Here is a 23599-nt window from a genome sequence, read left to right as displayed (position 1 = left end):
CCGAGCAAACCGCAACCTAACCGGCCTCACGATACGGATTGCGCGGATCCTGGGTCCAATTCAGATAAGGCTTGCCGGTATCCTGCGCCACCATCTCGATGCAGTCCTCGACCGGGCAGGTGATCTGGCACAGGTTGCAGCCCACGCATTCCTCCTCGATGACGCTGTATTCATGGGTGCCGTCGGCCTTCAGCGCGCTGCCGATCGCCTGGTGCGAGGTGTCTTCGCAGGCAATATGGCAACGCCCGCAGCCAATGCACGCTTGCTGGTCAATCTGGGCAATCACCTTGTAGTTGATGTCCAGGTACTTCCAGTCTGTGGTATGCCCAACCGCCTGGCCACGGAACGCTTCCAGGTTACGATGACCATGCTGGTCCATCCAGCGCGCCAGCCCGTCCTTCATGTCCTCGACAATCCGAAAGCCATGCAGCATTGCCGCCGTGCACACCTGCACCGCACCGCTGCCCAGCGCGATGAACTCCGCGGCATCGCGCCAGTTACCGATACCGCCGATGCCGCAGATCGGCAGCCCACGGGTCTCAGGGTCGCGGGCAATTTCGGCGACCATGTTCAAGGCAATTGGCTTGACCGCCGAACCGCAATAACCGCCATGGGTGCTCTGATCGCCAACGATCGGGTGCGCAACCATGCGCTCGAGATCGACACTGGTGATCGAGTTGATGGTGTTGATCAGCGACACCGCATCGGCGCCACCGCGATGCGCAGCGCGGGCTGACTGGCGAATGTCGGTGATGTTCGGCGTGAGCTTGACGATCACCGGCAGCGAGCAGTAGGTCTTGCACCAGCGGGTGACCATCTCGACATACTCGGGCACCTGGCCGACAGCAGCGCCCATGCCACGCTCGGGCATGCCGTGCGGGCAGCCGAAGTTGAGCTCGATACCATCTGCGCCGGTGGCCTCTACCAGCGGCAGGATGAACTTCCATGACTGCTCTTCGCACGGCACCATCAGCGACACGATCAGCGCGCGGTCGGGCCAGTCCTTCTTGACCTGGGTGATCTCGCGCAGGTTGATCTCCAGCGAGCGGTCGGTAATCAGCTCGATGTTGTTGATGCCCTGCACCGAACGGTTGGCGCCAAAGTGCGCCGAGTAGCGCGACGACACGTTGACCGCTGCTGGGTCTTCGCCGAGGGTTTTCCAGACCACGCCACCCCAGCCGGCCTCGAACGCGCGGACCACGTTGTAAGCCTTGTCGGTTGGCGGTGCGGAGGCCAGCCAGAACGGGTTGGGTGCCTTGATACGGGCGAATTCGATAGACAAGTCGGCCATTTACGCAGCCTCCACATTGAGCATGAGTTGGGCATGGATGGCTTCGGCGGCCAGCTTGCCGTGTTGCACGGCCTGGACGGTGAGGTCCTGGCCTAGCGCGGTACAGTCGCCGCCGGCATAGATGCCGGGCAGGTTGGTGCGCAGGTTCTGGTCGACCTGAATGCGTTCGCCGTCGCGGGCCAGTTGCGCGGCCAGCGGGTCGCTGAGGCTGGCATCGTCGAAGCGTTGGCCGATGGCTTTGAAGATCGCGTCGGCAGCCAGTTCGAAGGTTTCGCCGGTATCGTGCAGGCGGCCTTCGACCAGCTCGGTGCGGGCAAAGCGCATGCCGCGCACGCGATTGTGCTGATCGAGCAATACCGCATCCGGGCGTGCCCAGGTGTGCAGGCGCACCTGGTTGGCCTTGGCGATGTCCTGCTCATGGTCGGTGGCGCCCATGTCGGCGTGGCCACGGCGGTACACCAGGTTGACGTCGCGGGCGCCCAGGCGACTCATCTGCACGGCCATGTCGATGGCGGTATTGCCCGCGCCGATCACCAGGCAGCGGTCAGCCAGCGGCAGTTGGCTCAGGTCATCGGCCTGGCGCAGTTCGCGAATGTATTCGGTGGCGGCGAGCAGGCCGGGCGCTTCTTCGTCCGCCAGGCCCAGTTGGCGTACAGCGTTCAGGCCCAGGCCGAGGAATACCGAGTCGTACTGCTGGTGCAGTTCGCTCAAGCTCAGGTTGCTGCCCAGGCGCTGGCCGTGGCGGATCTCGATGCCACCGATGCCAAGTAAAAATTGCACTTCTTGCTGGGCGTAGTCGTCCACCAGTTTGTAGCGGGCGATGCCGTACTCGTTGAGGCCGCCGGACTTCTCGCGGGCCTCGAAGATCACCACGTCGTGGCCATGCATCGCCAGGCGATGAGCGCAGGACAACCCCGCCGGGCCGGCACCGACCACTGCGATACGCTTGCCCGTGGCCGGCGCGCGCTTGAATGGGTGCTCGCTGAAACCGGCGTTGTCCAGCGCGTAGCGCTGCAGCTGGCCGATCAGCACGGGCGCGCACTCCTGGGCGTTGTTGCGCACGCAGGCTTGCTGGCAGAGGATTTCGGTCGGGCAGACCCGGGCGCAGCTGCCGCCGAGGATGTTCGCCGACAGAATCCGTTCGGCGGCGCCTTGCAGGTTGTCGTCGCTGATGCGGTGGATGAACGAGGGGATGTCGATCTCGCTGGGGCAGGCGTTGACGCACGGCGCATCGAAGCAGTACAGGCATCGAGCACTTTCCAACGCAGCCTGGCGAGCGCTGAGGGGGGGAGCGAGATCGCCGAAGTTATCGGCCAGTTGGTCGGCGCCGGCGCGGGGGCGCGGCAAGTGCTTCAGGGCATCGATCACGGTTGTAGCCTCTCTCTTTTTTATGGATTCAGGCGGCGGTCACTCGCCTGTCCGTTTCGGGGATGGCAGTCAACAGGTACAGCACTCTTGTTCTTGCTCGCCCATCGCAGGCTGTCGCCAGCCTGCGATGGGCTGCCTGGCAGGCCCGTGCTTCAGCGCTGAACGGGCGTCGGCCGCTGATGCTCGGCGCGTCGGCTGAGCACCTCATATACCGAGGGGTAGGCCGGGCGCTCCACGTAACGACCGGCGCCAGGTTCTGCGCGCAGGTCGCCACCGGCCCAGAGCACCCGGCCCTGGCTGATGGTGTGGCTGGGGATGCCGCGTACCGTGCGGCCTTCGAAGATGTTGAAATCGACCTGCTGGTGGTGGGTCTTGGCCGAGATCGTGCGGCTGCCCTGTGGGTCCCACAGCACCAGGTCGGCATCGGCGCCGACGCGGATCGCGCCCTTGCGCGGGAACAGGTTGAAGATCTTCGCCGTGTTGGTGGAGGTCAGCGCGACGAACTCGTGCATCGACAAGCGCCCGCTGTTGACCCCGGCGTCCCACAGCACGGCCATGCGGTCCTCGATGCCGGCAGTGCCGTTGGGGATGCGGCTGAAGTCGTTGCGCCCGGCGGCTTTCTGCTCGGCGCAGAAGCAGCAGTGGTCGGTGGCGGTGGTGTGCAGGTTGCCCGATTGCAGCCCGCGCCACAGCGCCTCTTGATGCTCGCGTGGGCGGAACGGCGGGCTCATCACAAAGCCGGCGGCGGTGGCCCAGTCCGGGTCGCGGTAGACGCTGTCGTCGATCAACAGGTGGCCGGGCAGGACTTCGCCATACACCGGCTGGCCCTTGGCCCGGGCATAGGCGATTTCATCCAGCGCCTCGCGGGTCGAGACATGCACCAGGTACAGCGGCGTGCCCAGGGTTTCGGCGATGCGGATGGCGCGGCTGGCGGCTTCGCCCTCGACCTGGGCAGGGCGTGACAGCGGATGCGCCTCGGGGCCGGTCATGCCCTGGGCGAGCAACTTCTGCTGCAGGTGGTAGACCAGCTCGCCGTTCTCGGCATGCACGGTAGGCACTGCGCCCAGTTGCAGGCAGCGCTCGAAACTGGCCACCAGGGTGTCGTCGGCGGCCATGATCGCGTTCTTGTAGGCCATGAAGTGCTTGAAGCTGTTGACCCCATGGTGGGCGACCAGCTCGCCCATCTCTTCGGCGACCTGTTCACTCCACCAGGTGATGGCGACGTGAAAGCCATAGTCGCTGGCGGATTTTTCCGCCCAGCCGCGCCAGGTGTGGAAGGCTTCCAGCAAGGATTGCTGCGGGTTGGGGATAACGAAGTCGATGATCGAGGTGGTGCCACCGGCAAGCCCTGCGGCAGTGCCACTGAAGAAGTCTTCACTGGCCACCGTGCCCATGAACGGCAGTTGCATGTGGGTGTGCGGATCGATGCCACCGGGCATCAGGTATTGGCCGCTGCCATCGAGGATTTCGCAGCCGGCGGGGGGATCGAGGTTTTCGCCAATGGCGCGGATCAGGCCATCAACACACAGGACATCAGCGGGGTAGCTTTCTTCGTGAGTAACCACGGTGGCGCCACGGATCAACAGGGACATTGCCGTCTTCCTCGCAGGCTGACCGGTCTTGGGCCGGTTCTTGAAATTATTTTTCTGGCAGTGACTGGAGGATAAATTTAATCCTGTCAGGCCTGACAAGAATGAAATCTAGATGGGGATCTACTATTGTTCAAGAAATATTTTTATAAGCATATTCAGTTTATAAGTTCTTGAAAAATAACGAATTAAAACAAAAATCACCAAAATGGTGAGCCTCCTCACCATTTTGACGCACTTGACAAGATGGCAAATTGGTCAAGATTTTCCATGCAAAATCAGCTGCTTGAAACCGGGTGTGAGGGCCTGGTCAGCGGCGCAGAAAAAACACGCTGCACCAGATTGAAACCTGATGCAGGGGCCAAGGCCGGCCCGTTGCAGTTACAGCGTCAGCTGAGGGTGTGACCGTGCCCGCCGCTGGCGTTGAACAATGCTTTGCAGATCAGTTGATTACCTGTGGGCGGCGGCGGCCGACCGGGGCAGCTTCGGCCAACCCGGCACGCTTATTGAGAGGGCCCGCAGCCAGGCCGGGCCACAGGTGCAGTACTGGTGGTGTGTGTACTCCGGCCATCGCATTAGCCCGATGAGCGAAAAACTAAAAGAAAATCTGGAGAAGGCCCCATGCAACCGAGCAGATCGGAAGTGATCGAAAAGGATGGTCTGTGCGAGCTCAATGCTGGCAGCGACGTCCTCGACAGCCCCCGCTACAACCACGACATGGCCCCCACCAAGGTGCACCAGCGCACTTGGAACAAGTGGCACATCACCGCCTTGTGGGTGGGGATGTCCATCTGTGTGCCGACCTACACCCTGGGCGGCGTGCTGACCGCCTACTTCGGCTTGAGCGTGGGCGAGGCGTTGCTGGCGATCCTGCTGGCCAACCTCATCGTATTGATCCCGCTGACCCTCAACGCCTTTCCAGGGACCAAATACGGCATTCCCTTCCCAGTGCTGTTGCGCTCCTCGTTCGGGATTCTCGGCTCCAACGTGCCGTGCCTGATTCGTGCGGTGGTCGCCTGCGGCTGGTTCGGCATCCAGACCATGTTCGGCGGCTTGGCCATTCACCTGTTCCTGGGCTCGGTGTTCGACGGCTGGAAGGCCTTGGCCGGCACCGGCGAGGTGCTGGGTTTCATGATTTTCTGGGCGCTCAACCTGTGGGTGGTGCTGCGTGGCGCCGAGTCGATCAAGTGGCTGGAAACGCTGTCTGCGCCGCTGTTGGTGGCAGTCGGTTTCGGCCTGCTGTTCTGGGCCCTGCCGCACATGTCGATGACCGAGCTGCTGGCGCAACCACCCAAGCGTCCAGAGGGCGCCAGCGTGGTCAGTTACTTCTGCGCGGGGTTAACGGCGATGGTCGGCTTCTGGGCCACACTGTCGCTGAACATTCCCGACTTCAGCCGCTATGCCAAGAGCCAGAAAGACCAGATCCTCGGGCAGATTTTCGGCCTGCCGCTGACCATGTTCCTGTTCGCCGCCCTGGGGGTGGTGATGACCGCCGCCTCGGCCTCGCTGGTGGGGGAAACCGTGTCCGATCCGGTCAGCCTGATCGGCCGTATCCAGAGCCCAGGCTGGGTCGCATTGGCCATGGCCTTGATCGTGATCGCCACGCTTTCGACCAACACCGCAGCGAACATCGTCTCGCCTACCAACGACTTCCAGAACATCGCCCCCCGCTTGATCGGGCGCACCCGGGCGGTGCTGCTGACCGGGGTGATCGGGTTGCTGCTGATGGGCCATGAACTGCTGAAAAAGCTCGGCTGGATCGTTTCCGAGCTGAGCCTTGAGAGCGTCTATTCCAACTGGCTGCTGGGCTACTCCAGCCTGCTCGGGCCGATTGCCGGGATCATGGTGGTGGACTACTTCCTGATCCGCCGTCAGCAACTGGACCTTGCCGGGTTGTACCGCGACGACGTTTACCCGGCCTGGAACTGGGCGGGTTTTGCCGCCTTCGCGCTACCGGTGGCGCTTACCGTGATGGCTATCGGCAATACCAGTTTCAGTTGGTTCTATGACTACGGCTGGTTTACCGGGTCGCTGCTGGGTGGGGCACTGTACTACGTCCTCGGTGGCATCGCTGCCCGCAGTCCGGCGCGGCTGGCTAAACCTGTGCCCTGAGCAACCGCGCTGGTCTGTTCGCGGGCAATCCCGCTCCCACAGGGCTTGGCGTGATGTTCGGATCAGCGTTCAGCCTGTGCGGGCTTGCCCGCGAACAAGCCCCACTCGACAACCCATGCGTGTCAGCAGAAAAAAGCCAGAGGAGATGACCATGAATCCTGCCAAGGATGTCCTGCAATCCACCGACCGCCACGTCGACAGCGCCCGCCTGTGGCAATCTTTGATGGAGCTCGCGCGCCTCGGCGCTACCGCCAAGGGCGGCGTCTGTCGCCTGGCGTTGACCGACCTCGATCGCCAGGCCCGCGACCTGTTCGTGCAGTGGTGCCAAGCGGCCGGCTGCAGCGTCAGCATCGACGGCATCGGCAACATCTTCGCCCGCCGCCCGGGGCGCAATCCCAAGCTGCCACCGGTGATGACCGGCAGTCACATCGACACCCAGCCCACCGGCGGCAAGTTCGACGGTTGCTTTGGCGTGATGGCGGGGCTTGAGGTGATCCGCACCCTCAACGACCTCGGCGTGGAAACCGAGGCGCCGCTGGAAGTGGTGGTGTGGACCAACGAAGAAGGCTCGCGCTTCCCCCCCTGCATGATGGGCTCGGGCGTGTTCGCCGGTAAGTTCACCCTCGAGCAGACTTTGGCCAAGACCGACGCGCAAGGCGTGACAGTGGGCGATGCGCTCAACGCCATCGGCTATGCCGGCCCACGTGCCGTGCTTGGCCATCCGGTGGGCGCCTACTTCGAAGCGCACATCGAACAGGGGCCGATTCTTGAGGACCAGGCCAAGACCATCGGCGTGGTGCTCGGCGCCCTCGGACAGAAGTGGTTCGACCTGAGCCTGCGTGGCGTCGAAGCGCATGCCGGCCCCACGCCCATGCATTTGCGCAAGGACGCCCTGGTCGGCGCTGCCGCGGTGGTCGAGGCGGTCAACCGCACTGCGCTCGGCCATCAGCCCCACGCGTGCGGTACGGTTGGATGCCTGCAAGCGTATCCGGGCTCGCGTAACGTCATTCCGGGGGAAGTGCGCATGACCCTGGATTTGCGTCATCTGCAGGGCGATCAACTGGACGCGATGATCGTCGAGGTGCGTGAGGTGATCGAGGCTACCTGCGCCAAGCACGGCTTGAGCTACGAGCTGACCCCAACCGCAGATTTCCCCGCGCTGTATTTCGACCGCAGTTGCGTCGACGCGGTGCGCGACTCGGCGCGCACGCTTGGCCTGCCGCACATGGACATCGTCAGTGGGGCAGGGCATGACGCTATCTTCCTCGCCGAGCTAGGCCCGGCGGGAATGATCTTCGTGCCCTGTGAAAATGGCATCAGCCACAACGAGATCGAGAACGCCACGCCCGAGGATTTGGCGGCAGGCTGCGCGGTGTTGTTGCGGGCGATGCTGGCGGCGTCCGAGGCGATTGCCAGCGGGCGCCTGGCTGCCTGACTCAAGCTACCATTGCTGGGCCAGCGGCGGCGGGCCGGACAATGACGGGAACAGGGGCAGCACGTCCTGCCCCAGTTCCTCGATGATCTCGGCCGCGGGTCGGCGTGCCATCTGCATACCCAAGGCTGCATGGTTGACCCCGGCAGCCTGCCATTCACCGAGCAATTCGATCAGCCCGTTGCGGCCTGTCTTCAGTACATAGCCACCTTGCAACGGCGTACGTGGAAAGTTCGGATCCTCCGCCAGATCAATCCATTCGTTGGTCATGTGCGGGCGGAAACCGCCGCCCGGAATCGCTTCGCGCCAGGCGCGGATCTTCTCTGCCAGGCGCCGCGGTCCCATCACGTTGTGGGTGGCTTCGGGGTAAGTCAGCCAGCCATCGGCCTGCTCGCCCAGCCAGTGCATCGATTGGCGCGATGAGCCGGTGACGATCAGCGGAATGCGGCCGGTGACTGGCTTGGGCAGCAGGAACGCGTCGCTCAACTGCCCCAGGGGTGACTCAATGCTGGGCGGGGTGTTCGCCAGCAGTTGACGGAAGTAGTCCACCGACTGCGCAAAGCGCTCGCCGCGCGTCTCATGTGCCAGGCCATAGGCGGGGAATTCCACCGCACGATCCCCGGAGGCGATGCCCAGCACCAATCGGCCGCCAGATAACCTATCGATGCTCACCGCCGACTTGGCCAGTTCGATGGGGTGGCGCAAGGAAAAGATCGCACTGCCCGTCGCCAGTGCAATCTGCCGCGTGTGCGCGGCCAGATAGGCGAGATAGACGAATGGATCGAACACTTGCCCGGCATCGCCGAACCCCGGATCGAACAGCGGTACATCGCGCACCCAGGTGGCGGCGAAGCCCAGGCGATCGATCGTGCTGACCAGCTGCGCCTGTCCTTCGAGCACGGTCATGTCGCCTGCATAGAAGCGCAGCGGCAAGAAGATCCCCAGGGTCAGTTGGTCCGGGGCGAACATGCGCCGGTAGCCAGGGTGATCGGCGAATGCCGAAGCATTGGCGCCGCGAGTGATAGCGGCTGGGTTGAACTGGGTCATGTCGTTCATGGCGATTCCTTGCAGGTGGAGTCAGGCGCCTGTTGCAGGCTCCGGTAGGCGAATGCCGCGCTGTACCGCGGGTCGTTGCTCGACGCGGGCGAACCACTCGCTTAGGTGGCGGTGGTGGCTGAAGTCGAAGTCGATCACACGGGCGATGTGCATCCAGCCGAAGCTGGCGATATCGGCAATCGAAAAGGCATCACCGGCTAGCCACAAGCGGTTGGCCAAATGCTGGTCGAGCGTGGCCAAGGCGGTTTCGCTGAGCTGCCGGTAGCGGTTGATGGCTGGCTCATTGCGGGTCTGTTCGAACAGTTCGAAATGCACCCGCTGGCCTAGCAACGGCCCCATGCTGGCGCTGTGGAACATCAACCAGGTGATGGTCTGCCAGTGCGCTTGAGGCTGGCGGTCGAGCAGCTGGCCGCTCTTGTCAGCGAGGTACAACAGAATCGCGGCGGACTCGAACAGGGTGATGCCGCTGCTGCGGTCGACCAGCACTGGGATCCGTCCATACGGGTTAAGTGCAAGAAAATCGGCATGGCGCTGCTGCCCTTGCTCGATGCGTACATGCCGCAGGCTGTAGGCCAGGCCCATTTCTTCCAGGGCGATGGTGATCTTGAAACCATTGGGGGAGCTGTCGGTGTAGAGAATCAGATCGGGATCAGGCATGGACCACTTACCTCAGGCAGGCTAATGTCAGCGACGAGTGTTGCCAGCCATGCTAGTGGGCCGGGTAGGCAGCTGAAAAACGATATGTCCTGCGCTTAAGCGTTAGTTTTTCTAAACCAAGGAGTGGCTTGATGGGCGCTGTGCTTCCTTTACTGGCCCTGCGGGCATTCACTGAAACCGCGCGCCTGGGTAGCCTCAAGGCCGCTGCGCACCGGTTGGGGGTGACGCCTGGGGCGATCAGCCAACAGATTCGCCAACTTGAAGACCGGCTGGGCGCTACGCTGCTGCTGCGCAGTCGCCAGGGCGTACAACTGACCGAAGCAGGAGCGCGTTTGCATCCAGGTTTGCTGCGCGGTTTCGGCCAGATTGAAAACGCCCTGGCTGAGCTTGAGGCAATGACGGCCGAGCAAACCCTGACCGTGAGTACCGTGCCGTCTTTTGCGTCGTCCTGGCTGGTGCCGCGGCTGGCCGATTTCAGTGCCCGGCACCCGGGCATCGAAGTGCGGGTAGAGGCCACTGCGCAGCTGGTGGATTTGCACCAGGAACGCGTCGACATCGCCTTGCGTCATGGCCTGGGGCACTATCCGGGGCTTGAGTCGATTGCATTGCTGGCCCCGGTGCTGCTGCCAGTCGCCAGCCCCGCATTACTGGGCAAAGGCCCGGCCATCCAGAGTCCGGCGGATTGCCTGCACTATCCGCTGTTGCAAGACTCCGACCGCGCCGACTGGGCCCTATGGCTACAGGCGCATGGCGTGGAGCCTGACAGCAGGGTCAGGCGCGGGCCGAGCTTTGATGAGGATCTGTTGTTATTGCGTGCAGCGGCGATGGGCCAGGGCATTGCTCTGGTGCAAGACAATCATGCCCAGGAAGAGTTACAAAGTGGCAGGTTGGTGGTGGTGCTGGACCTGCCCTGGCCCGCGCGCTTCGCCTATTACGCGGTTGCTCGCCCGCATGCCTTGCAGCGTGCGCCGGTATCCGCGTTCATCGATTGGCTCAGGCATCAGGCGAACCTTGCATCGCCAGTGTTGCCCACCGTCTGAAGGGAGGTCGACCCGCCCATGCTCACCCATACTGCTTACCTGCACAGTGCCAAACGCGCCAGGTTGCAACGCTTGCGCGGGCGCGTCGGCTTGGGCCTGGTCGCCGGGCTGTCGGTGCTGGCGGGAATGACCGATGCCATCGGCCTATTGGCGATGGGCGATTTCGTCTCGTTCATGAGTGGCAACACCACCCGCTTGGCCGCAGCCATCAGCCAGGCCGATCTGGCCCTGGTGGTGCGTCTGGCGCTGGCGATTGTTGGCTTCGTGGTCGGCAATGCCCTTGGCGTGATGCTGGTGCGCAGCTTCAAGCGCAAGGCCTGGCCGGTGCTGTTGATCGTCGCCAGTCTGCTGACCGGCGCTGGCCTGTGGCCGGTACCGACGGCATTGCCAGCGCTGCTCACGGCGATCCTGGCCATGGGCATGATCAATGCCGTGGTCGAGCAAGTGAATGGCCTGCCGATCGGCCTGACCTATGTGACCGGTGCGCTGTCACGCTTCGGTCGCGGGCTTGGGCGCTGGCTGCTGGGCGAGCGGCGCAATGGCTGGCGGGTGCAGTTGGTGCCTTGGACTGGCATGTTGCTGGGCGCCGCGCTGGGGGCTTGGTTGCAACAATGGCTGGGGCTGATGGCGCTGATTGGCAGTGGCGCGTTGGCCAGCGTGCTGGCTTTGGTCTGCGCCTTCATCCCCAGGGCTTGGCAACTGGGCTACCTGCCGCGCTAGCGGAGCTGTAGTTCTTTTCAGTAAGGCTAATGGCTTAGTCGAGCACCGGCCGCAGGAAGCTTCGCTCATAACTCAGAATGAACCGCTGCTCGGTCGCCAGGGCGAACGCGGCGATGCATTCTGGATCGGTTTCAGAATCTTTGCGGTACTGTTCGTACGTCGCAAGGCTTGGGAAACTGAACAGTGCGTAGGCGATATTGTTGGCGCCCTCGCAAGGCAGGAAATAACCATGGTGGGTGCCGCCCATGCGGTTGACCAGGTGAATCCACAGCCGTGAGTAGTGCTCGAAGGCAGGGATCTGGTAGGGGTCGATGACGTATCTGAGGTGGCAGGTAATCATTCGCTCATTCCTTTGCTGCGAGGTGGGGCGCACACCTTAGCAGGCAACCCGTAGCAGCGTCGATTAGCGCTCCGTCAACGTGAGCACCAGGGTCTGACTGATCACTCGCAGCAATCCCTTGTGACAGGGTGGTGTGCCGGGGTTGCCTCTGTATGGTCCGATTGGCACCGATCTGTAGCTTATGCCAGCTGTCTGCCTGCTTTAGCATCGATGGCCCAGCCCAGGTGCAAGTTATGAACGAGACTCCCCGCACAATCGATTTTTCCGGCCTGATGGTACGTCGGTTGCAGACGGCTGACCACGCCATGATCTGTGCCCAGCGCGAAAAAATGTTCGTTGAGGCCGGTGGTGAGCCTGCCCAGCTGCGCGTCATGACCGAGCACTTCGCGACCTGGTTACGCCCGCGTTTATTGGACGGGCGATACTTTGGCTTCGTCCTCAGCGATCAAGGCAAAACCGCTGCGGCGATTGGTTTGATGAGCCTGGACTGGCCGCCGCATCCGGCTCATCCAACCTGCGCCCAGCGTGGCTATGTGCTCAATGTGTTCGTCGAGCCGGACTACCGACGGCGAGGGCTGGCCTCGGCCTTGATGAACCTGGCCGAGGCCGAGTTCGCCCGGCGCGGCATCGGCTTTGCCATTCTCCATGCCACCGAACTTGGCCGGCCGGTGTATGAAAACCTCGGCTGGGTACCGACCGCTGAGATGGCCAAGGCCATCCCGCTCGATTGAGCGACTAACACGCCCTACAGCATTTCACTTTTATTGAGTTCCAAGACATGGATATCCACGTGCTCCTCGCTTATTCCCTGGTTGCCGCGATTGCCATCGCCAGCCCTGGGCCTGCCTCATTGATGGCGATCAACAACAGCATCCAATACGGCGCACGCTCGGCGATCTGGTCGTCGCTGGGTAATGTCAGTGGCCTGTTCTGCTTGTCGGCAGCGGCGATGCTCGGCTTGGGGGCCTTGCTTGCCAGCTCGGAAATACTGTTCAACGCAGTGAAGATTCTGGGGGCGGCTTACCTGTTCTACCTGGGCGCAAAGCAGCTGTTAAAGAAGAATTCGATGCTTGCGAACGATGGCACGGGCAGCAGCAAGGCCAACAGACCGACGCGGATGAAGCTGTATAAGTCGGCGTTTCTCACGGCAGCGACCAACCCCAAGGCGACCATGTTCTTCACCGCGCTGTTCCCGCAGTTCATTGACCAGGGGGCTGCATTGCTGCCGCAGTTTCTGATCCTTACCTCGATTTTCATGGCGCTGTCGCTGATGTCGCTGGGGCTGTACGCAATGCTCGCCTCGCGGGCCAAAGGCTTGCTGACCCGGCCGGCGTTTTCGCGCTGGGTCAGTCGGGTGGTAGGGACCACCTTCATTGGCTTCGGCGCGGCGATTTTGATGATGCGCCGGCAGACGGCCTGAGCGCGGCGCTGGCCTTCAGCGCGGATACGCGCGCAGCTGCGCTACCGCCGAGGCAGCCTGCTGCTGGTCGGGCAGGGCCAAGGCCAAGCGGTACAACAACAGATGCGCGCGGCACAGGGCGTCTGGCTGGTCTGCGTGCTGGCGCGGCTTGACGAACAGCTCGCGCGCTGCGGGCATGATGGCCTGGGCCTGGATGAACAGGGCATCGAGGTTGGCTTTGAGCAGCGACGCTGTGGCGTCGCTGGGGTTTTGCGCTGCGGCCTCGATGACGCCGCGCTGAGCCTCCTGGATTTGTTGCAAGACAGTCGCTGGTACCGCTTCGGCGTAGCTGAAGCCTGCCGGTAGCGTGCCAAGAATGTAGTTTTTGCACTGCTCGGGCGCATGCTCTTGCAGGGCCTGCATCAGCGCCACCTGGGCGTGCCAGAACGCCAGGGTTGGCGCGGCAGGTGCCATGTCCAGCGCCTGAGTGACCAGGATCGAGCTCTCGCGCCCGGTCAACCCACTGAACTGAGCGAAGCTGCTGGCCTCATCCAGTGCCTTGGCGGCCTCGGTCTTGATCGCCTGGTAGCGCTCGGGATCGGCTTGGGCAAGGGTTCTGAACACGAAGTTGCCTTGCAGGAAGCTATCGAGCTGGCCCGGATGCTTCAGTCGCAGCAGTCGGCCATCGCTGAACCGCCCAGGATCGACCACCGCGGTGACGATCCGCTCGTGCAGCAGTTGCTCGCTTTGCGGATACCACATGGCGCTGGGAGGGGTACTGAGCATCTTGTCGCTGAACGCTGCCGATACGCCATGCTCATCGAAGGCCTGGCGATACATAGCGCGCATGAACTGAGGCGCAGTGTCACTGCCGTAGAGGTTTGGGCTGTGGAAGCCCAGGCGCCCCTGATGACCCAGCAGCCGCTGCTTGCCGGCCAGGAACAGCAGGGTACAGGCACTGGAACACTCAGCGTTGGTATAGGTGGTGAAGCCGTTTTCCTTGATACGCAGGGCAATCGCCCGGGCTTCGCCCAACAGCCCGCCGGGGCTGTCCAGCTGGACTGTGGTCAGCTGTGGATTGGCCCTGAGAAGCTGCTCGAATGTGCTCAGGCTGCCGGGTGACAGAGCGCCGGCAATTTCCACTTCGTGCTCGCTGAGCAGGCTGATGCGGTGGGCAGGTAACGAATCGGGGCTGCTGACCATTTGCGCCAGCGACTTGAGTGCCGGGTAGAACCCCAGCAGCAATTCGCGCCCGCTCACCAACAGCACTGCCAGCACCAACATGCGCACCAGAGTAACCCAATAGACCTTGCCGCCTTGCGCCTTGTGGCGCTTGGCCGAGCGCCTGACCCCCACCGCCTGCCAGATGGCCACCGCCAGGGTGATACACAGCAGCGGGATCAGCACGGCAACCAACGCCTTTGGACTGAGTGGGTAGCGCACCAGCAGCCAATACAGCAGCAAGAAAATGGGCAGCGACAACACGCCCAGCAACATTTCGTTGACCCACAACGACGTCGCCAGCGACAGCTCGCCACGCCAATGGCGCACGATGTAATGGCGGCGAGGTTCAGGCAGCGGGTCGTCGACCGATCGTTCCATGATCCGGGGTTCCGTTACGAGAGGGGGAGAGCGGCTACGGATGATAATCGATCAGCTGTTGGCGACGGTAGGAAACCGCATCGCGGCTGGCAATCGAGGGCTGTGAGTTCCACTATTGAAGCTGATCGAAGAGATGACGGAGGTGCGTCATGCAGCGATTCAGCGCAGGGTGCCTGTGCGGCGATGTGCGGATTGAAGCAACGGGGAGGCCCTACCGGGTTGGCCTGTGCCACTGTCTGGATTGTCGAAAGTTTCACGGGGCGTTGTTTCATGCCTCGGCGATCTTTGCTCAGGCGGCGGTGACGATCACGGGTGAGACGCGCGATTACGCGGGGCGGCATTTTTGTCCGCGTTGTGGTTCGTCGGTGTTCAATCGCAGTGCTGATGAAGTCGAGGTCAATCTGGGGGCGATGGATGCGCCTGATCAACTGCAGCCTACCTATGAAAGCTGGACGGTGCGCCGCGAGGGCTGGTTGCCGGCGTTTGCCCTGGCCAAGCATTACCCGCAGGACCGTGAAGGGGTAGGGCGTGGCGAGGATTGATGGCGTGTCAGTGCCGGCCTCATCGCACCGTTGACAAATGCTTGCTTGACCTCGGTGATGTAGATGGTCGCCACGAACACGTTGTCGCTGATCGCCGACAGCAGGCCGTTGGCCAAGTACAACATGCCTGGCTGCTGCTCGGCCGGTAGGGCCAGCACCGAGGCGATCAGCGGGCTGAACAACTGCTGCTGATGGATCACTGCGACCACCGCGAAAAACACCACCAGCAACGCCGTGAACGGCATGGCGTCCTGGAACGCGCGGCCCAGGCGGTGCTCGTCGGTAATGCCGGTGAACGCGGTGATCAGCACGATCACCATCAGGCCAATCAAGCCGACTTCGGCGATGTGCAGGCCCAGGCAGACAATCAGGATCAGCGCGGCAACCCCCTGCACCAGCAGTGCCAGGCGTTGCGCTGGGGTGCGCGCGGCATCGTCCTCGGCGGCGTGGGCGGCCAGCACCTGGCGTACGCGCTCGGGCATCAGGGTGCCGTAACCAAACAGGCGCAGCTTCTCCAGGGCTACGCAGGTCACCAGGCCGGCGGCGAGTACTGGCAAGGAAACCGGCGCCACCTTGAGGAAGAAATCGGCGAAGTGCCAACCCAGCTCATGGCCGATCAGCAGGTTCTGCGGCTCGCCGACCAAGGTGCACACCCCGCCCAGCGCCGTGCCGACCGCGCCATGCATCAACAGGCTGCGCAGAAAGGCGCGGAACTGGTCGAGGTCTTCACGGTGCAACTGGGCGACCTGCTGGTCGCTGGCCAGCTCGGACTCTTCCCGGGGGTTGGCCCCAGACGCCACCCGGTGATAAACCGCATAGAAACCCACCGCCGCGCTGATGATCACCGCTGTCACGGTCAGGGCATCGAGAAACGCCGAAAGAAACGCCGACAACACGCAGAACAACAGCGCCAGCAGCGCCTTGGAGCGCACCCCCAGCAGGATTCGCGAGAACAGGAACAGCAACAGCTCCTTCATGAAGTGAATGCCCGCGACCATGAACATCAGCAGCAGGATCACCGGGAAGTTGTGCAGCAGCTCTTCGTACAGCGCCTGGGGCGTGGTCAGCTTGACCAGCAAGGCTTCGATCAACAGCAGACCGCCAGGCATCAGTGGATAGCACTTGAGGGCCATGCCCAACGTGAAGATGAACTCGATCACCAGCAGCCAGCCTGCGGCCACTGGGCCAGCGCTCAGCAGTACCAGTGGGTTGAGGATCAGGAACAGGCAGATGACCGCCTTGTACCAAAGCGGCGACTGGCCCAGGAACGAGTGGGCGACAGTGCCGGCCAGAGAGCGCGACATGAATTTGTATCCTTATGATTCTGCAGTGGCGCAAAGTGCCCCAAGCGGGCGCATCGCGCAAGCTGTGCAGTCCCGCTTTTGGCACAAGTGCGGCCTGTGGGGTGCGCTATAGTCCGGCGCTGAACCCTTTTCCCACAGGAGTGCCGCCCGTGACCGACTACACCGCGTTCAAGGTCGAACTGACCGACAACATCGCCCACGTTCAGATCAATCGCCCGGAAAAGATCAACGCAATGAATGCGGCGTTCTGGGAAGAGATCATCGCTATCTTCAAGTGGATCGACGACACCGATGCGGTGCGGGCCGTGGTCATTAGCGGCGCAGGCAAGCATTTCTCCTCGGGCATCGACCTGATGATGCTGGCGTCGCTGGCCAACCAGCTGGGCAAGGACGTCGGTCGCAATGCCCGCCTGCTGCGCCAGACCATCCTGCGCATGCAGGCTTCGTTCACCGCCGTCGACAATTGCCGCAAGCCGGTCTTGGCGGCGATCCAGGGCTATTGCCTGGGCGGCGCAATCGACCTGGTCTCGGCCTGTGACATGCGCTACTGCAGCAGCGATGCGCAGTTCTCGATCAAGGAGATCGACATGGGCATGGCCGCCGATGTCGGCACCTTGCAACGCTTGCCGCGGATCATCGGTGATGGCGTGATGCGCGAAATGGCCTATACCGGTCGTCACGTCGAGGCCGAAGAGGCGCGGCAGATCGGCCTGGTCAACCGGGTCTACCCTGATCAGGCGGCGCTGCTTGACGGAGTCTTTGCCATTGCCCGGGAAATTGCGGGAAAATCCCCCATTGCCGTGGCCGGCACCAAAGAGATGATCGGCTACATGCGCGACCATCGCATCGACGATGGCCTGGAGTACATCGCCACCTGGAACGCCGCCATGCTGCAGTCCGAAGACTTGCGGGTAGCCGTGGCGGCGCACATGAGCAAACAGAAACCGACGTTCGCCGACTGATTGGGCGGGGGACGCGCTTGAAGGAAGCCGAACATGTCAGCACGCTGGACTACCGCAGTACTCGACCCGCAGATCTCTGGGGGCTGGGCCGTTGCCCGCGGCCCGGACGGGTTCCTGGTGGATGACAACGGCGCGCTGTTCCCTCGCCAGTGGCTCAAGCGCCAAGCGCTGGACGTGCTCAGCGAGCACGGCATCGGCCACTTCGACGGCGAGCCGGTGTTCTTGCTCGAACTGCGCAGCGCTGGCGAAGTGGCCGGTTGTGGCTGGCGTGGCCTGCGCCAGTTCATGCTCGAAGGCGATTTCGATACCTACAAGCTACTGGGCTATGCCGCGCAGATCGGCACCTGGGCGCGTGAGCACCGGTTCTGCGGCAGCTGCGGCCAGGCGATGACGCAGATCCACTGGGAGCGGGCGATGTACTGCCAGCATTGCGATCTGCGCAGCTACCCACGGATCTCGCCGAGCATGATCGTCCTGGTGACGCGTGGTGACGAGATTCTGCTGGCGCGCTCGCCGCGCTTTGTCACTGGGGTCTACAGCACCCTGGCTGGTTTCGCCGAACCCGGTGAGTCGGCAGAGGACTGCCTGGTGCGCGAAGTGCGTGAGGAAGTGGCGGTGCAGGTGAAGAACATCCAGTACGTAGGCAGCCAGTGTTGGCCATTCCCGCATTCGATGATGCTGGGCTTTCATGCCGAGTACGCCGGTGGCGAGATCGTCATGCAGCCGGATGAGATCGAGGATGCGCAGTGGTTCAACGTCCATGCGTTACCGCCATTGCCGGCCGGGCGTTCCATCGCCCGGCACCTGATCGACCTGTATGTCGCGCGCCGCTTAGGCTTGCCCGAACCAGTGCTGCCAGGCTAGGCGCACGGTCAACGCCAGCACCACGGTGATGAACACCGGGCGGATGAACTTGCTGCCGCCGCTGATCGCCGTGCGTGCACCGAAGAAGGCGCCGACCATCACTGACAGGCCCATGGCCAAGCCGACGATGTAGTCCACTTGCCCAGACACGATGAACACCGTCAGCGCCGCGATGTTGCTGACGAAGTTCATGCTGCGCGCCACGCCGCTGGCGCGGACCAGGTCGATCGGGTACAGCAGCAGCGTGCTGACCGTCCAGAACGCCCCGGTGCCAGGGCCTGCCACGCCATCGTAGAAGCCCAGGGTGAAGCCCTGCGGCACCTGCCAGGTTTTCTTGATCGGTGCATCGGCATCCAGCGGTGCTTTCGGCGTGCCGCCAAACAATAGGTAGATACCGCAGGCGAAGACGATCACCGGGAGCATTTTGTTCAGCCATTCGGCAGGCAGGTAGTGGGCGATGATCGCCCCCAGCAGTGCCCCGACCAGGGTGGCGAACAGGGCAGGGCGCCACTGCGCCGGGTGGAACAGTTTGCGCCGGTAGTAGGTGAAGCCGGCGGTGGCCGAGCCGAAGGTTGAGCTGAGCTTGTTGGTGCCCAGCACCAGGTGCGGCGGCATGCCTGCGGTGAGCAATGCTGGTGTGGTCAGCAGGCCACCACCGCCGGCAATGGCATCGATGAAGCCGGCGACGAAGGCGACTGCGGCGAGGATCAACAGGGTGAGCGGTTCTACGGAGAGTTCGAAAGGCATGAGGGTTCGGGCTGCGGCAGGGCGCGGCAAAAGGCCGCGCTAAAGCCTGCCATGGTAGCCCTCGGGGTGAAGGGTTGCCAGTGTTGACCTCATCGCGGGGCAAGCCCGCTCCCACGTTGGCCCTGCGATAAACCCAGCTATCGTCACAGGGGCCGGTGAGACTGCCAGCTATCTTCACAGGAACCAGCGGTACTCCCTGGCACTGACCTCCTGCATGAATGCCAGGTGATCCTGACGCTTGTTCTCGCAGTAGACCATCACGAACTCCTCGCCCAGGCCTTCCAGCACGGGTGGGTAATCGCGCATCGCGGCTACGGCGCTCAGCAGATCCTTGGGAAAATCAATACCGCTGCCACGATCTTCATTGAGCGGCGCGATCGGTTCCTGCGCCGCGTCCAGGCCATGCTCCATGCCCGCCAGAATGGCCGCCAGTACCAGGTACGGATTGGCGTCGGCCCCGGCCAAGCGGTGCTCGATGCGCAGGTTGCGCGGATCCGACTCGGGAATGCGGATGCACGCGTCGCGGTCTTCGAACCCCCAGCTGGCGCGGCTGGCGGCATTGACCATGGCGCCATAGCGCCTGAACGCATTGTGGTTGGCGGCAAAGATCGGCATGCAATGCGGCAGCAGCGCCAGGCAACCGGCCACCGCATGGCGTAACGGCCGTTGCTCGTCAGCGGCCAACAGGTTGTTGCCGGCCTGGTCATACAGGCTGACATGCACATGCATGCCGCTGCCCGGCGCCTGCAAGTAGGGCTTGCTCATGAAACTGGCGCGCAGGCCGTGCTTGAGGGCCACGCCGCGGGTGCTGCGGCAGAACAGCGCCGCCCAGTCGGCGGCGCGCAGGCCGTCGTCGCAGTGGCCGAAGTTGATCTCGAACTGGCCGGGGCCCAGCTCAGCGGTGATCACGTTTGCGTCCACGCCTTGCGCGTTGGCGGTCTCGACCATCTCGCGCAGCACGTCGCTGAAGCGCGACAGCCGTTCGATGTGCATGTTGGGCTGGTCATCCAGGTCGCCGCTGAGCGGGTCGCGGGGGAACTGCGGCACACCGTCCTGGAGCGTGCGTTCGAACAGGTAGAACTCCAGCTCGAACGCCACCACCGGGCGAATGCCGCGACGCTGCAGACGTTGCAGCACACGGGCGAGCACTTCCCGTGGCTCGAACTCGATGGGGGCAGCGGTGCCGTCGGAGCTGATCAGCATCTGCCCCAGCTTTTCACGCTCCCAGCTAACCGGCTTGAGGGTGCCGGCGATCAGCCGGCGTGGCGCGTCCGGGTCGCCGTCGTTGAAGCAGTAGTCGCCAATGTCGAACAATCCGCCTTGCACGCCGAGCAGTACGCAGTTTTGCGGCAACTTCAACGGGCTGCCCGCCGCGACTTTTTCCAGCATGTCGATGGGGTAGCGCTTGCCGTAGAAATGCCCGGGGATGTCCAGGCTGATCAAGTCGACATAGCGTACGGCGGGGTGTTGGCTGCGAAACGCGCGTACTTCACTGAGCAAATCGGCAAAACCTTGGGTGCTGGTCATGGTGTGCTCTCAACGGAAGACCCAGAGGACGCGGGTCGCCTGGGTGGACAGGTTGGCATAGCGAAAATGACGGTTGGGCGGCAGCTGGAAGCTGTCGTTGGGGCAGAGGGTGACGGGCTCATCCTGGCCATCGAGCCAGAGGGTCAGCTCACCTTGCAGAACAAAGCCGCCTTGCTCGGAGCTGTCGTTCAGGTGCCCCTCGCCACTGCTGGCGCCCGGTGCCAAGTGGCTATCGAGCATCGAGAAGCCGCCGTTGAGCTTGGGCGACACCAGCACATCGGTAACGCCACCGGCGTAGTAGAGTGTGCGCCGCTCATCCGGGCGGGTGACCCAGTCCAGCGCGCGCGGTTTGCTGACGTTGTAGAAATAGGTAGTGGGCACCTTCAATGCTTCGCTGATGGCGGTCAGGTCAGCCACGGTCGGGCGCGACAGGCCGCGCTCGACCTGGGACAAGAAACCTACCGAGCGATTGATCTGATTGGCCAGTTCATCCAGGGTCAGCCCACGGTGCTTGCGCAGGTCGCGGACCAGGATCGCCAAGCCTTCGATTTCATCTTGCATGTTCATTGCCGTGGCTCCGATCAGAAGTTGTCGCGTAGCCGGTACCAGGCCTTGGCCGCCGCCTCCAGTGGCGCGGCCAGCAAATCGCCGCCGGGGAAGCGGCCGTTGTCGATGCCCTGGTACAGGATTAGCAACTGCTCATCGCCGAGGATCGCATCGCTGACTGCCCGCGCCCCGGCCAGGGTCGGCAGCACGCCATGGCCGGAAAACCCCTGTAGCCAGTAGCGCTGGCCCTGGCGGCCGATGTCTGGGGTGCGTTGGATGCTGCAGTCGATATGCCCGCCCCAGGCATGCTCCAGCGCGACCCCGGTCAGTTGAGGGAAGACCCGCTCCAGGTAGGGCCGAGTGGCGCTGGCGATGTCCTTGGGAATACCACCCAGATAGGTGCAGCCGCCGCCGAACAGCAGGCGATGGTCTGGGGTCAGGCGGAAATAGTCGGGGACGAACTGGTTGTCGATCACGCAGCTGTTGCGCGGCAGCAGCGATTGGGCGAAGGCCGGTTCCAGTGGTGCGGTGGTCACCTGGTAGGAGCCCACCGGCAGCAGCCGGCGCGCCAATGGCCGATCGAGGCGGTCGATGTAGGCGTTACAGGCCAGCACCAGCACCTGGCTGCGGACCTCGCCGTGATCGCTGCGGGCGACGAAACCGCTGGTGGTTTGCTGGTAGTCGTGGACCTGGCTCTGTTCGAAAATCTGCCCGCCAGCGGCTTCGATGGCACTGGCCAGGCCTTGCGCCAGCTTCAGCGGGTTGAGGTGGGCGCCATTGGGGTCATACAGCGCGGCCTGGTAGCGGGGGCTGTCGATCCATTGGGGTAGTTCATCGTGGCCGATCAGGCGCAGGGCGTCGTAGCCCCATTTTTCCTCGGCTTCGCGTTTTGCCTGGGCAAGCTGGTTGACCCGGCGGGGTAGCACGGCAGTCCACAGGCTACCGGTCCGGTAGTCGACATCGAAGCCATGGCGCTGCGGCAGTTCACGCAGCTCCTGGGCAGCCCAGCACATGCTGTCCCATAAATGGCGGGTACGCTCAAGGCCCAGGGCTTTTTCCAGCGGCGGCATATCGCACGACCAGCCCAGCAGCGCCTGGCCGCCATTGCGCCCGGACGCTGCCCAGGCGACCCGGCTGGCTTCCAGCAGGGTTACCCGCTTACCGGCCAGGGCCAGGCGCAGGGCCGTGTGCAGGCCGCTGAAGCCGGCGCCGATGATCAGTACCTCGGTATCAATCGGGCCTTGCAGGGTAGGGCGTAACGGGATAGGTGTGGGGTAGGTTTGGGCGTAGTAGCTGGCGACGTGCTGTGCGGATTGCTTGAACATGCCGAGCCTCATGAAATTTATTGTTGTTAATTTCATGAAAATTTAGCAGAGGATTTTCATTGTGCCAGTGAGGTTTGTAGGCATGCGCCGGCCTATTCGCGCCGAACCGCCGCGAGGAGGTCAGCACAGACACCCACCCAACAGGTAAGCTTCGCCTCGAACGCCCAGTTTCATCCCTCGAACAAGAGCGACTACCGCCATGCGCCGCCTACCTTCGCTGACTGCCCTGCGCACCTTCGAATGCGCTGCCCGCCACGGCCATTTCGGCCGTGCCGCCACCGAACTGTGCGTCACCGACAGCGCCGTCAGCCACCAGATCCGTCAACTGGAAGAGCAGTTGGGCGTGGCACTGTTCGAGCGCGTCGGTCGCCAGGTGCGCCCCAGTGCGGAAGCCGAGCGCCTGCTGCATCACCTGCAACAGGCCTTCGAGTTGATCGGCAAGGCCTGCGATGAGCTGCGTGACCCAGCCTCCCAGGCGGTGCTGCGGGTGGCGGTCACCGCGGAGCTGGCGCAGAAGTGGTTGGTCGCCCGCTTGGCCGACTTCAGCAGCCGCTACCCGCACATCACCCTGCACCTGCACGACCAGCCAATCGATGCTGGCGCCCCGGCGCTGGATGTCGATATCGCCATCACCTACGGCACCAGTGCGTTGGATGCCAGTACTCACTTCGTCCGGCCGCTGCCGTTGTTGCAGTTCTTTCCAGTGTGCAGCCCTGGGCTGTTCAACCAGGGCGGACTCAAGCGCCCACGCGACCTGGTACGCCACTGCCTGCTGCACGACGACCAGGACGGCAAGACCTGGACCACCTGGCTGGCCACTCACGCCGATGACGCGCTCCCCACCCGCCAACTGTATTTTCCCCACGCGGCGTTGGCCCTTGAGGCGGCGGTGCTGGGCCAGGGCGTGGCGATGGGCGACAACCTGACCTGCCAGGCTGATCTGCAAAGTGGCCGTCTGGTGCGCCCGTTCAGTGCCAGCGTCACTGCCCAAGGGCAATACGCCCTGGTGTGCGAACGCCTGCGCCTGGAGCGCGCAGCAGTGGCGGATTTCGTCGATTGGTTCATCGAACAGATCGCCGAACCATGAATTTAATTCACCTATCGCTGAGTTTTCATCGTTGGAAGCGTGGCGTTGGGCGGCGTAGCGTCTGCTCATCCCATCCAGTGACGACGAGG

General features: G+C 63.3%; 21 protein-coding genes and 1 pseudogene. 10 read left to right on the top strand and 12 right to left on the bottom strand.

The window, feature by feature from the left end; all coding sequences use genetic code 11:
• Positions 1-16 precede the first annotated feature (16 nt).
• From preA to hydA, 3 genes are all read right to left on the bottom strand, one after another.
• Complete coding sequence (gene preA / locus AAZU54_RS01810) at positions 17-1291, bottom strand: NAD-dependent dihydropyrimidine dehydrogenase subunit PreA (RefSeq protein WP_434726429.1); 1275 nt, start codon at positions 1289-1291, stop codon at positions 17-19.
• Positions 1292-2659 (bottom strand): NAD(P)-dependent oxidoreductase, encoded by a 1368-nt coding sequence (locus AAZU54_RS01805; protein WP_434726428.1) that lies wholly within the window; start codon positions 2657-2659, stop codon positions 1292-1294. It abuts the gene before it with no gap.
• 152 nt (positions 2660-2811) lie between these two features.
• Positions 2812-4251 (bottom strand): dihydropyrimidinase, encoded by a 1440-nt coding sequence (gene hydA, locus AAZU54_RS01800; RefSeq protein ID WP_434726427.1) that lies wholly within the window; start codon positions 4249-4251, stop codon positions 2812-2814.
• 618 nt (positions 4252-4869) lie between these two features.
• Here hydA and AAZU54_RS01795 point away from each other — a divergent pair.
• Complete coding sequence (locus AAZU54_RS01795) at positions 4870-6360, top strand: NCS1 family nucleobase:cation symporter-1 (protein WP_186557223.1); 1491 nt, start codon at positions 4870-4872, stop codon at positions 6358-6360.
• Between the two features lie 151 nt (positions 6361-6511).
• Complete coding sequence (locus AAZU54_RS01790) at positions 6512-7795, top strand: Zn-dependent hydrolase (protein ID WP_312151626.1); 1284 nt, start codon at positions 6512-6514, stop codon at positions 7793-7795.
• A gap of 6 nt (positions 7796-7801) precedes the next feature.
• Here the strand turns inward: AAZU54_RS01790 and AAZU54_RS01785 are convergent, their stop codons facing one another.
• Both AAZU54_RS01785 and AAZU54_RS01780 read right to left on the bottom strand, forming a co-directional pair.
• Positions 7802-8848 carry an LLM class oxidoreductase gene (locus AAZU54_RS01785; RefSeq protein WP_434726426.1) on the bottom strand — a complete coding sequence of 349 codons (1047 nt, stop codon included), beginning with the start codon at positions 8846-8848 and terminating at the stop codon, positions 7802-7804.
• Positions 8849-8869: 21 nt separating this feature from the next.
• On the bottom strand, positions 8870-9505 hold the full coding sequence (locus AAZU54_RS01780; RefSeq protein ID WP_392464198.1) for a glutathione S-transferase family protein: 636 nt from the start codon (positions 9503-9505) through the stop codon (positions 8870-8872).
• A 131-nt stretch (positions 9506-9636) separates the two neighbouring features.
• Between AAZU54_RS01780 and AAZU54_RS01775 the strand changes: the two genes are divergently transcribed.
• Together AAZU54_RS01775 and AAZU54_RS01770 are read left to right on the top strand one after the other, a co-directional pair.
• On the top strand, positions 9637-10545 hold the full coding sequence (locus AAZU54_RS01775; protein WP_405130194.1) for a LysR substrate-binding domain-containing protein: 909 nt from the start codon (positions 9637-9639) through the stop codon (positions 10543-10545).
• 18 nt (positions 10546-10563) lie between these two features.
• Positions 10564-11265, top strand: a complete 702-nt coding sequence (locus tag AAZU54_RS01770; RefSeq protein ID WP_404689377.1) for a YoaK family protein — start codon at positions 10564-10566, stop codon at positions 11263-11265.
• A 34-nt stretch (positions 11266-11299) separates the two neighbouring features.
• On the opposite strand, the gene AAZU54_RS01765 is transcribed toward AAZU54_RS01770, so the two are convergent.
• Positions 11300-11605 carry an NIPSNAP family protein gene (locus tag AAZU54_RS01765; RefSeq protein ID WP_312155295.1) on the bottom strand — a complete coding sequence of 102 codons (306 nt, stop codon included), beginning with the start codon at positions 11603-11605 and terminating at the stop codon, positions 11300-11302.
• Positions 11606-11838: 233 nt separating this feature from the next.
• Here AAZU54_RS01765 and AAZU54_RS01760 point away from each other — a divergent pair, with 233 nt between their 5' ends.
• Positions 11839-12336: a GNAT family N-acetyltransferase gene (locus tag AAZU54_RS01760; protein WP_312155297.1), complete on the top strand. Its 498-nt coding sequence runs from the start codon at positions 11839-11841 to the stop codon at positions 12334-12336.
• Between the two features lie 47 nt (positions 12337-12383).
• The gene (locus AAZU54_RS01755; RefSeq protein WP_312155298.1) at positions 12384-13025 is read left to right on the top strand and encodes a LysE family translocator; all 642 of its coding nucleotides are present in this window, start codon (positions 12384-12386) and stop codon (positions 13023-13025) included.
• Between the two features lie 15 nt (positions 13026-13040).
• On the opposite strand, the gene AAZU54_RS01750 is transcribed toward AAZU54_RS01755, so the two are convergent.
• Positions 13041-14606, bottom strand: a complete 1566-nt coding sequence (locus AAZU54_RS01750; RefSeq protein ID WP_434726425.1) for a hypothetical protein — start codon at positions 14604-14606, stop codon at positions 13041-13043.
• A gap of 149 nt (positions 14607-14755) precedes the next feature.
• Here AAZU54_RS01750 and AAZU54_RS01745 point away from each other — a divergent pair, with 149 nt between their 5' ends.
• Positions 14756-15148 carry a GFA family protein gene (locus AAZU54_RS01745; RefSeq protein WP_186557214.1) on the top strand — a complete coding sequence of 131 codons (393 nt, stop codon included), beginning with the start codon at positions 14756-14758 and terminating at the stop codon, positions 15146-15148.
• A gap of 20 nt (positions 15149-15168) precedes the next feature.
• Here the strand turns inward: AAZU54_RS01745 and nhaB are convergent.
• Positions 15169-16452: pseudogene (nhaB, locus tag AAZU54_RS01740) on the bottom strand (sodium/proton antiporter NhaB); the annotation flags it as partial.
• 149 nt (positions 16453-16601) lie between these two features.
• Here nhaB and AAZU54_RS01735 point away from each other — a divergent pair.
• Both AAZU54_RS01735 and nudC read left to right on the top strand, forming a co-directional pair.
• A complete protein-coding gene (locus AAZU54_RS01735) occupies positions 16602-17414 on the top strand; it encodes a crotonase/enoyl-CoA hydratase family protein (protein WP_392464209.1) in 813 nt (270 codons plus the stop codon).
• Between the two features lie 33 nt (positions 17415-17447).
• The gene (gene nudC / locus AAZU54_RS01730) at positions 17448-18278 is read left to right on the top strand and encodes an NAD(+) diphosphatase (protein ID WP_186557211.1); all 831 of its coding nucleotides are present in this window, start codon (positions 17448-17450) and stop codon (positions 18276-18278) included.
• Here the strand turns inward: nudC and AAZU54_RS01725 are convergent.
• The 4 genes from AAZU54_RS01725 to AAZU54_RS01710 all read right to left on the bottom strand — a co-directional run bounded on the left by AAZU54_RS01725 (position 18246) and on the right by AAZU54_RS01710 (position 22423).
• Positions 18246-19025: a TSUP family transporter gene (locus tag AAZU54_RS01725; protein ID WP_186557210.1), complete on the bottom strand. Its 780-nt coding sequence runs from the start codon at positions 19023-19025 to the stop codon at positions 18246-18248. The genes nudC and AAZU54_RS01725 overlap by 33 nt on opposite strands.
• A gap of 174 nt (positions 19026-19199) precedes the next feature.
• Positions 19200-20552 carry a glutamine synthetase family protein gene (locus tag AAZU54_RS01720; protein WP_434726424.1) on the bottom strand — a complete coding sequence of 451 codons (1353 nt, stop codon included), beginning with the start codon at positions 20550-20552 and terminating at the stop codon, positions 19200-19202.
• A 9-nt stretch (positions 20553-20561) separates the two neighbouring features.
• Entirely contained in the window at positions 20562-21119 is a 558-nt protein-coding gene (locus AAZU54_RS01715; RefSeq protein ID WP_434726423.1) for a helix-turn-helix domain-containing protein, read from the bottom strand.
• A gap of 14 nt (positions 21120-21133) precedes the next feature.
• Positions 21134-22423 (bottom strand): NAD(P)/FAD-dependent oxidoreductase, encoded by a 1290-nt coding sequence (locus AAZU54_RS01710; RefSeq protein ID WP_434726422.1) that lies wholly within the window; start codon positions 22421-22423, stop codon positions 21134-21136.
• A gap of 199 nt (positions 22424-22622) precedes the next feature.
• On the opposite strand from AAZU54_RS01710, the gene AAZU54_RS01705 reads away from it, so the two are divergent.
• Complete coding sequence (locus AAZU54_RS01705; protein WP_186557206.1) at positions 22623-23510, top strand: LysR substrate-binding domain-containing protein; 888 nt, start codon at positions 22623-22625, stop codon at positions 23508-23510.
• The last annotated feature ends 89 nt before the right edge of the window (positions 23511-23599 follow it).

This window comes from Pseudomonas sp. Je.1.5.c, from assembly GCF_051129895.1.
GTDB classification, from domain to species: domain Bacteria; phylum Pseudomonadota; class Gammaproteobacteria; order Pseudomonadales; family Pseudomonadaceae; genus Aquipseudomonas; species Aquipseudomonas urmiensis.
Note: the sequence above shows the minus strand (reverse complement) of the source record. Positions and strands in the feature narration are given on the sequence as shown.